Origin of the sequence: Alexandriicola marinus, from assembly GCF_004000435.1 — a bacterium.
Taxonomy (GTDB): domain Bacteria; phylum Pseudomonadota; class Alphaproteobacteria; order Rhodobacterales; family Rhodobacteraceae; genus Alexandriicola; species Alexandriicola marinus.
Genome location: NZ_RBVZ01000030.1, coordinates 1 through 8,188 on the forward strand (window position 1 = coordinate 1; position 8,188 = coordinate 8,188).

The following is an 8,188-nucleotide window of genomic DNA, read 5'->3' on the forward strand; positions in this document are numbered from 1 at the left end:
GCGAGACCGCCTGGTATCTGGCCGCGAGCCCTAACCAGATCGACACCATCGAGTACGCCTACCTCGAGGGTCAGCAGGGCGCCTACATCGAGACCCGCAACGGCTTCGACGTCGACGGGGTCGAGATCAAGTGCCGCCTCGACTTCGGCGCCAAGGCCATCGACTGGCGCGGTCTTTATAAGAACCCCGGTGCGTAACCGGTTCCCATGCTGAACCCTAACACGTTGGCGGTCCTGATGGGCCGCCCTTCGTCATTCCACAAGGATCCCCATCATGAAAAACTACGTCCAGCCCGGCAGTACGATCTCCCTCAGCGCACCCTATGCTGTGACCTCCGGCGATGGCTTGCTCGTCGGCTCCATTTTCGGCATCGCCGCCGGAGACGCCGACCTGAACGATCCTGTCGAAGCCGCCCTGACCGGCGTGTTCGACCTCACCAAGGTTGGCTCGCAGGCCTGGACCGTGGGCGCGAAAGTCTATTGGGACGACACCAATAAGCGCACCACAAGCGTGGCCACATCGAACACATTGATCGGTGTTGCAACGGAGGCCGTGGCCGGCGGGGCCGGTGACACCATCGGCCGGGTGCGCCTGAACGCGAGCTTCTGATGATGGCGTTTTCCGCCATCGTTGATGCGCTGTTCTCGGATCCCAACATCGGGCGGGAAGCGGTGTTCACCTCCGATGGCGGCGCGCCTGTGCTGGTGCGCGTTGTGGCCCGTCAGGCGGATGCAATCACCGACTTTGGCGACGCGCGGCTCTGGTCCGAAACAACTCGGCTCGACCTTCGTTTGGCCGATGTCGCGAACCCGCGCCCCGGCGACCGCCTGGAAATCGACGGAGACGCGTTCCTTATCCAGGGGGAGCCCGTCCGCGACCGTGAGCGGCTCGTCTGGACTGTGGACCTGCGCCCGGCATGAAGCTGAAGCTCGACATCACGCCCGATCTCGTCGCTGCCATGGCTGCCGAGGTGAAGGCGGGCGAGAAAGCCGTCACGGCCGCCATGCGCGAGGCCGGGACCGGGTTGAAGTCTTCGTGGCGGACGCAGATCACCGGTGCAGGTCTCGGGCGACGGCTCGCCAACTCGATCCGTAGTCAGACCTTCCCGCGCGCAGGCGAAAGCCTTGATGCCGCCGCGCTGGTCTGGTCCAAAGCTCCGACCATTGTCGGGGCCCACGACACTGGTCCGCTGATCCGCTCGAAAGATGGGTTCTACCTCGCGATCCCGACCGAAGCTGCGGGCCGTGGGTTGCGGGGCCGCCGGATCACGCCGGGCGAATGGGAACGGCGTCACGGCCTGCGCCTGCGGTTCGTCTATCGCCACAGAGGTCCGAGCCTGCTCGTCGCTGATCGAGCTCGCATCAACAAACGCGGTCAGGCGGTGGCTTCGCGCTCAAAGACCGGCCGCAACCAGGTCACCGCGCCGATCTTTTTGCTGGTCCCGCAAGTCAAGCTGCCGAAGCGGTTGGACCTCGACCGCGACGCCGAGCAGGCGCGCGACAGAGTTCCGGGGCTGATCGTGGCAAATTGGGTGGATAACCGATGAAAGTGAGCTAGCACAGCCGCTTCGAAGTCCGTGAGACTATCTGCGGCAGCAATCTAAGACATTGGTCATGACCAGTATGCCATGCTCAAAATTCGCTTGTTGATCACGCATTTCATACGCCCACTTCAAGCCATGAAAAAGGTTGTTCCTCAGCCGATATACGATAATGAGCAAGGCTTTCACTTTTTCGGCGTTGTCGTCATTTCTCCCAAGCAATACGGATTCGACAAGTTCGCGATTATCGTTTCTTCGGAAGTTCAAATGGTCAAACCTGAAGTTAATGTTGCCTTCCTCGACATAACGGTCTTGGAAGTAATCAAGGGGTGCTTGAAGTGGTGTGAAATCAACAAGCGCCTCCCTGTTTCCGTCAATAAATTGGCTAATCGAACGAACGCTTCCACTTCCCGATAGCGCGGCCGCTTCAAAGACGCTCCATATAATCGAAAACCCAGCAACTGCTGACCTCTCGCCCTGGGCCAGTTCACGATAACCTGGCTGGCTGCGTTCTAACCAGTCTTCTGCAAGCATTTATAGACCTTCGGCGAGATGGATAGCATTTCGAACACCATTACTGCCGGTATCTCGTAGAGAAGCAATGCCCACCCCACGCGAAACCATCCTCGCCGCGCTGCACGCGCGGCTCTCGGCGCTGCCCGCCACCACACTGCGGGGAGAAGTCCTTCCCGAGCGCGTGCCGGCCGAGGGGCTGCTGATCCTGCGCAACGGTGAGCCGGGAGAGCCAGAGGTGACGCTGTCGCCGCTGCGCTACCACTACCAGCACCGCGCAGAGATCGAGGCGGTCATTCAGGGCACCGCCCGTGACGCCGCCTTCGACGTGCTGACCGCCAGCATCGGCACGAACATCGCCGCCGACCGCACGTTGGGCGGCCTCTGCGACTGGATCGAAGCCGAAGCGCCGCGCCCGGTTGATCTGCCGGTCGAGGGCGCCGCGAGCCTGAAGGCCGCCGTGATCCCGGTGGTGCTGCACTATTCCACGGCCGACCCGCTCGGCTGATCCCGACAATCCGAGGAGAACACAATGGCACGAGCCCAGGGGGCGCGCGCGCAGATGGCGCTAGCGTTCGAGACAACCTATGGAACGCCCCCGGTGGGCGGTTTCACCAAGATGCCCTTCGCCAGCACGTCGCTGGGCGCCGAGCAGCCGTTGCTCAATTCCGAACTGCTGGGCTACGGCCGCGACCCGCTGGCCCCGATCAAGGACGCGGTGACGGCGGACGGCGATGTCGTCGTACCGCTTGACGCCGAGGCCTTCGGTTTCTGGCTGAAGGCGGCTTTTGGTGATCCAACCACGACTGGCATCGGCCCCTGGACGCACGAGTTTCAGTCGGGGTCCTGGACGCTGCCCAGCATGTCCATCGAGACCGGCATGCCCGAAGTGCCGCGATTTGCGATGTATTCGGGCTGCGTGCTCGACCAAATCACCTGGCAGATGCAGCGCTCGGGGCTCCTGACCGCCACCGCGCGGTTGGTAGCGCAGGGCGAGTCGATTGGAACTACGACCAGTGCAGGCACGCCTGCCACTCTCGAATTGCAGCGCTTCGGCCACTTCAATGGGGCGATCACCCGCAATGGCTCCGCCCTCGGCAACGTCGTCTCGGCCGATATCACCTATGCCAACAACCTCGACCGCATCGAGACCATCCGGTCCGATGGCCGCATTGATGGGGCAGACCCCTCTATCGCCGCGCTGACCGGCTCCATCGAGGTCCGATTTGCCGATCAGACGCTGGTGACGCAAGCGATCAATGGCGATCCCTGCGAGCTCGAGTTCGCCTATGTGCTGCCCTCTGGCGAGAGCTTGCGCCTAACCGTGCACGCCGTCTACCTGCCGCGCCCCCGGATCGAGATTTCAGGGCCGCAGGGCGTACAGGCCACCTTCGACTGGCAGGCGGCGCGGGACAGCGTCGTCGGTCGGATGTGCACGGCGACCCTGATCAACGACATTGAGGTTTATTGATGCTGACGCTCGACCTGACAAATGAACCGCGCTGGCACGACCTCTCCCCTGGCGTCCGGGTGGAGCTGCGCCCGCTGACAACCGCGCTGATGGTAGCGACGCGCAGCGATCCCGCTGTCGAGGCGGTGCCCGAGGAAGCCTCCGACGAGGAGCGCGCGGTGGCCTTCGCCAAGGCGCTAGCGCGGCGGGCCGTGCTGTTCTGGGAGGGCATCGGTGATGCGGATGGCAACGCAATCGAGCCGAACCCTGAGGCCATCGACGCGCTGCTCGACGTCTGGCCGATCTTCGAGGCCTTCCAGCTGACCTATGTCTCCAAGGGCCTGCTGCTGGAACAGGAAAAAAACGCCTCCGCGCTCTCGCCGNTGTCTCCAAGGGCCTGCTGCTGGGACAGGAAAAAAACGCCTCCGCGCTCTCGCCGAATGGTCCTTCGGCGGGGGCGACTGCTACTGCGACGCCTGCGCGCAAGCCTGCGAAGACTGTCCGGCGCGGCTGAACCGACCGCTGACCTATGAAGGCTGGCAAGTCTGGGACCTCGTCCGCCGTCTCGGCGGCCAACTCCGCGTCCTACCTGGCACCGTGATCGGCTGGGACATGTCGGCGGCGCTGGCGCTCGGTGACGCCCTCGGCGTGCCGCCGCTCGCCATGGCCGAACTGCTGCCCGTCATCGAAGCGGTGATGGTCGCAAAGCTCAACGAACAGATGGATCAAAGCAATGGCTGAGAAGCGCGTTTCCGTTCGCCTTGCCGCAGTTGGCGGGCGACAAGTGCGCGCCGAGCTGGAAGGTGTCGGCGAGGCCGGGTCGCGCGGCTTCGGACGGCTCAGCCGCGAGATGGAAGCGGCCAACGCCCGGCTGGCGGCCTTCTCGCGCCGGGTCCGGGTCGCGGCCGCCGCCGCCGTGGCCGCCGCTGCAGCCGCGGGCGTGGCAATGGTCCGGTCCGGGCTGCAGACGGTCGATGCGCAGGCCAAGCTCGCCCAGTCCCTCGGCACCACCGTTACCTCTATCCAGACGCTGGAGCGCGCGGGCGAACTCGCCGGCGTGTCGATGTCCGGCATCGAGCAGGCCACCAAGGATCTGACGCGTCGGCTCAGCCAAGCGGCCGCCGGGACCGGCCCTGCCGCCGACGCGCTCGACCGGCTCGGGCTTTCGGCGGGCGAGCTGATCGCTCTGCCGCTGGACCAGCGTGTGGGGGCGATCAACGCCGCCATCGAGGATTTCGTGCCCGCTGCCGAACGCGCGGCCGTCGCGGGGCAGCTCTTCGGTGAGGAAGGCTCCATTGCGATGAGCCGGATCGACACCGCGACGCTGCGCCAGGCCACCGAGGACGTGCGCGCCTTCGGGGTTGTCGTCTCCGAGCAGGACGCTGACCAGATCGAGCGGACGAACGACGCGATCTCGCGCCTCGGGCTGATCTGGCGCGGCCTGTCGAACCAGCTCGCGGTCGCCGCGGCACCCGCGCTGGAGGCCGTCGCCAACGCCATGGCGGCCATCGCCAGCCGCACGGGTCCGCTGGGCACCTCGATCCGCGGGCTCTTCGACAACATCGGCCGCCTGACCACCTACGCCGCCACCTTCGCGGCCTTTCTCGCGAGCCGCTGGGTGGCGGGAATGGCCGCTGCCGCGCTTTCGGTCCGTGGCCTCGCCACGGCGCTGGTCGTCCTGCGCGGCGCGCTGATCCGCACCGGCATCGGCGCGCTTATCGTCGGCGCGGGCGAGCTCGTCTACCGGTTCACGCGCCTCGTCTCCGGCGCGGGCGGCTTTGGCGCGGCGATGTCGCTCCTGAAGGACCTTGCCGTCGAAGTCTGGGATCGGATCAAGATGGGGGCTGCGGCGGCGGGCGCTGCGACCACGGCGATGTTCTTCGATCTGAAGGCCGATGCCGCCTCCGGCATGCAGAGCGCAATCGAGAGCGTGGTGGCTTTTGGCAACACGGCCGCGAACACTTTTGAGGGTGCCTATGAGACAATCAAGGCGATCTGGGGAATGCTGCCCGCCACGATTGGCGACCTCGCGTTCCAGGCGGCGAACAGCCTGATCGACGGTGTCGAAGCGATGCTGAACGGCGTTGTTTCTCGGATCAACGGCTTCATCGGCGGCATCAATCAGGGGCTGGAAGCGCTCGGGTCCGAACGACGGATCTCGATTATCCCGGATCTTGAGCTGGGCCAGCTTGAGAACCGCTTCGAGGGTGCTGCGACTGCCGCGACGACTGCCGCACAGACTGCCTTTGACCGTGCCTTTGAGGACAACCCGCTCACGGCCCCCGATCTCGGGCTTACCACGGCTGCCAATGTTGCCCTTGCCACGGCCAACACGTATCGCGGTGCAGCGCGGGATTTGGCAGAAGGTGCGCGTGCGCCACTCGCCAGCTGGCAGGCGCTGCGCGATGCGGTGCGGGGCAGCGATGACGATGGCGCCGATGCGCTGACCGAAGCCACCGACGCGGCGGCGCGGTTCGAGACAGCCCTTGGCGATGCCGGACAGGCGGCCACGGGTGCGGGCGCAGCGGTCGGGGCTGCAGCGGCCGCCGCCGAACCCAATACCGAAGCCGCCGTCACCGGCTGGCAGGCGGTCACCGCAGCACTTTCCGACTATGCCAGCAAGGCGCGCGACATCGGCGGCGATATAGGCCAGAGCCTCGTCAGCGCGTTCCAGTCGGCCGAGAACGCGGTCGGCGAGTTCGTGAAGACCGGCAAGCTGAACTTCCGTGACCTCGTCACCTCTCTCATCGCCGACCTCGCCAAGCTGGCGGCGCGTCGGTTCATCCTGGGGCCGATCGCCAATGCGCTTTCCGGCGCGCTTGGCGGCGCGGGTGGTATCTTCGCGAACATCCTGCATGCGGGCGGCATTGTTGGATCGGGCGGGCCTTCGCGCATGGTCCCGGCCATGGCTTTCGCCGCTGCGCCTCGGATGCATGGCGGCGGTATGGCCGGACTTCGCCACGACGAGGTGCCCGCAATCCTGCAGCGCGGTGAACGCGTGCTGTCGCGGCGTGAGGCGCAATCGTATGGCGGAGGCGGTGGGATCAACGTCACCATCATGACCCGTGACGCCGAGAGCTTCCGGCAATCCCGGACGCAGGTCGCGGCGGATATCGCCCGCGCCGTGTCCCTCGGGCGGAGGGGCATGTGATGGCGTTTCATGAGGTCCGGTTTCCCGACAATATCAGCCGGGGCGCACGCGGCGGGCCGGAACGCCGCACCCAGATCGTCGAACTCGCCTCGGGCGACGAGGAGCGCAACGCCAGTTGGGCCAACTCGCGACGCCGCTACGATGTCGCCTACGGCATCCGCCGCGCGGACGATCTGGCGGCCGTGGTCGCCTTCTTCGAGGCGCGCAACGGTCGCCTGCACGGGTTTCGCTTCAAGGACTGGGGCGATCACAAGTCCTGTCTGCCTTCAGGAACGCCATCGCTGACCGATCAGTCGATTGGCACCGGCGACGGCGCGACCACCGCCTTCCAGCTGGTGAAGCGCTACGCCTCGGGCAGCCAGATATGGACCAGAACGATCACCAAGCCCGTCGCTGGCACGGTGCGCGTCGCCCTCGATGGCGCCGAACAGTCGGGCGGCTGGTCCGTCGACACGACCACCGGCATCGTCACCTTGGACAGCGCGCCCGCCGAGGGCGTCACGATTACCGCGGGCTTCGCCTTCGACGTGCCGGTCCGCTTCGACACCGACGCGCTCGATGTGACGCTCGATCTCGAGCGGCTCGGCTCGATCACCTCCATCCCGCTTCTGGAACTGCGCCGATGAAGACACTTGATCCCGCCCTGCAGGCCCATCTCGACGAGGGCACGACCACGCTCGCCTGGTGTTGGCGGATCAGTCGCGCCGATGGCGTCACCTTCGGCTTCACCGACCATGACCGGACGCTGACCTTCGATGGCACCGATTTCGAGCCCGAGAGCGGGCTGACGGCGTCCGAGGTGCGCTCGGGCTCGGACCTGTCGGTCGATGCGCAGGACGCCGAGGGCGTGCTGACCTCGGACCGGATCACCGAGACCGACATCCTCGACGGCCGCTGGGATAATGCCGAGGTCGAGGTCTGGCGCGTGAACTGGGCCGACACCGGCCAACGCGTGCTGATGCGGCGCGGGGCGATCGGCCAGATCCGGCGCGGGCGGCTGGCCTTCGTAGCTGAGGTCCGCTCGCTCGCGCATGTCCTCGGCCAGACGGTCGGGCGGACCTTTCAGGCGACCTGTGACGCCGCGCTCGGCGATACGCGCTGCCGCGTCGATCTGGAGAACACGGCCTTTAAGGGCACCGGGGTCGTGATCGATCTCCTGCGCGACCGGGCCTTCACAGCCTCGGGTCTCGGCGACTTTGAGGCCGGCTGGTTCACCTTCGGTACCGTCGAATGGACGAGCGGCGCAAACGCGGGGCGGCGCACCGAGGTGCTGGGCCATGACGTAGCGGACGGCGTGGCAATCCTGACCCTGCTCGAGGCGCCGGTGCGCGCGATTGCCGAGGACGACGCCTTCACCATCCGTGCGGGCTGCGACAAGCGGATGGAGACCTGCGGGGCGAAGTTCGCCAACACCACCAACTTCCGCGGCTTCCCGCATATCCCCGGTCAGGATGCCGTGCTGCGCTACGCCACCAAGGATGGCGGGCACGAGGGCGGCGTGCTGTGACCTCCGCCGATCCCGCCCGCGTCATCG

Annotated in this window: 11 protein-coding genes and 1 pseudogene; 11 read left to right on the forward strand and 1 reads right to left on the reverse strand. The window is 66.2% G+C overall.

Annotated elements, in window-relative coordinates; genetic code table 11:
• The 4 genes from EP376_RS22075 to EP376_RS22090 form a co-directional block, all read left to right on the forward strand.
• The coding region (locus EP376_RS22075; RefSeq protein ID WP_164745043.1) for a phage major capsid protein at positions 1-197 on the forward strand (197 nt) is incomplete at its 5' end.
• Positions 198-273: 76 nt separating this feature from the next.
• Positions 274-609 (forward strand): DUF2190 family protein, encoded by a 336-nt coding sequence (locus EP376_RS22080; protein WP_127657650.1) that lies wholly within the window; start codon positions 274-276, stop codon positions 607-609.
• A complete protein-coding gene (locus EP376_RS22085) occupies positions 609-920 on the forward strand; it encodes a head-tail joining protein (protein ID WP_127657651.1) in 312 nt (103 codons plus the stop codon). Before EP376_RS22080 ends, EP376_RS22085 begins: the two co-directional genes overlap by 1 nt.
• Positions 917-1,546 carry a DUF6441 family protein gene (locus tag EP376_RS22090; RefSeq protein WP_127657652.1) on the forward strand — a complete coding sequence of 210 codons (630 nt, stop codon included), beginning with the start codon at positions 917-919 and terminating at the stop codon, positions 1,544-1,546. Before EP376_RS22085 ends, EP376_RS22090 begins: the two co-directional genes overlap by 4 nt.
• A gap of 36 nt (positions 1,547-1,582) precedes the next feature.
• Here EP376_RS22090 and EP376_RS22095 read toward each other — a convergent pair whose 3' ends face one another.
• Positions 1,583-2,074 (reverse strand): hypothetical protein, encoded by a 492-nt coding sequence (locus EP376_RS22095; RefSeq protein WP_127657653.1) that lies wholly within the window; start codon positions 2,072-2,074, stop codon positions 1,583-1,585.
• Between the two features lie 67 nt (positions 2,075-2,141).
• Between EP376_RS22095 and EP376_RS22100 the strand changes: the two genes are divergently transcribed.
• From EP376_RS22100 to EP376_RS22125, 7 genes and pseudogenes are all read left to right on the forward strand, one after another.
• Positions 2,142-2,561 carry an acyl-CoA transferase gene (locus EP376_RS22100; RefSeq protein ID WP_127657654.1) on the forward strand — a complete coding sequence of 140 codons (420 nt, stop codon included), beginning with the start codon at positions 2,142-2,144 and terminating at the stop codon, positions 2,559-2,561.
• A gap of 24 nt (positions 2,562-2,585) precedes the next feature.
• The gene (locus EP376_RS22105) at positions 2,586-3,524 is read left to right on the forward strand and encodes a phage tail tube protein (RefSeq protein WP_127657655.1); all 939 of its coding nucleotides are present in this window, start codon (positions 2,586-2,588) and stop codon (positions 3,522-3,524) included.
• A pseudogene (locus EP376_RS22110) lies at positions 3,524-4,017 on the forward strand (hypothetical protein). The gene EP376_RS22105 and the pseudogene EP376_RS22110 overlap by 1 nt, the downstream one beginning before the upstream one ends.
• 98 nt (positions 4,018-4,115) lie before the next feature.
• The gene (locus EP376_RS23555; RefSeq protein ID WP_255519528.1) at positions 4,116-4,244 is read left to right on the forward strand and encodes a DUF7697 family protein; all 129 of its coding nucleotides are present in this window, start codon (positions 4,116-4,118) and stop codon (positions 4,242-4,244) included.
• Positions 4,237-6,654: a phage tail tape measure C-terminal domain-containing protein gene (locus tag EP376_RS22115; RefSeq protein ID WP_127657657.1), complete on the forward strand. Its 2,418-nt coding sequence runs from the start codon at positions 4,237-4,239 to the stop codon at positions 6,652-6,654. Before EP376_RS23555 ends, EP376_RS22115 begins: the two co-directional genes overlap by 8 nt.
• Positions 6,654-7,280, forward strand: a complete 627-nt coding sequence (locus tag EP376_RS22120; RefSeq protein WP_127657658.1) for a DUF2460 domain-containing protein — start codon at positions 6,654-6,656, stop codon at positions 7,278-7,280. The genes EP376_RS22115 and EP376_RS22120 overlap by 1 nt, the downstream gene beginning before the upstream one ends.
• Positions 7,277-8,161 carry a DUF2163 domain-containing protein gene (locus EP376_RS22125; RefSeq protein ID WP_127657659.1) on the forward strand — a complete coding sequence of 295 codons (885 nt, stop codon included), beginning with the start codon at positions 7,277-7,279 and terminating at the stop codon, positions 8,159-8,161. Before EP376_RS22120 ends, EP376_RS22125 begins: the two co-directional genes overlap by 4 nt.
• Positions 8,162-8,188 lie beyond the last annotated feature (27 nt).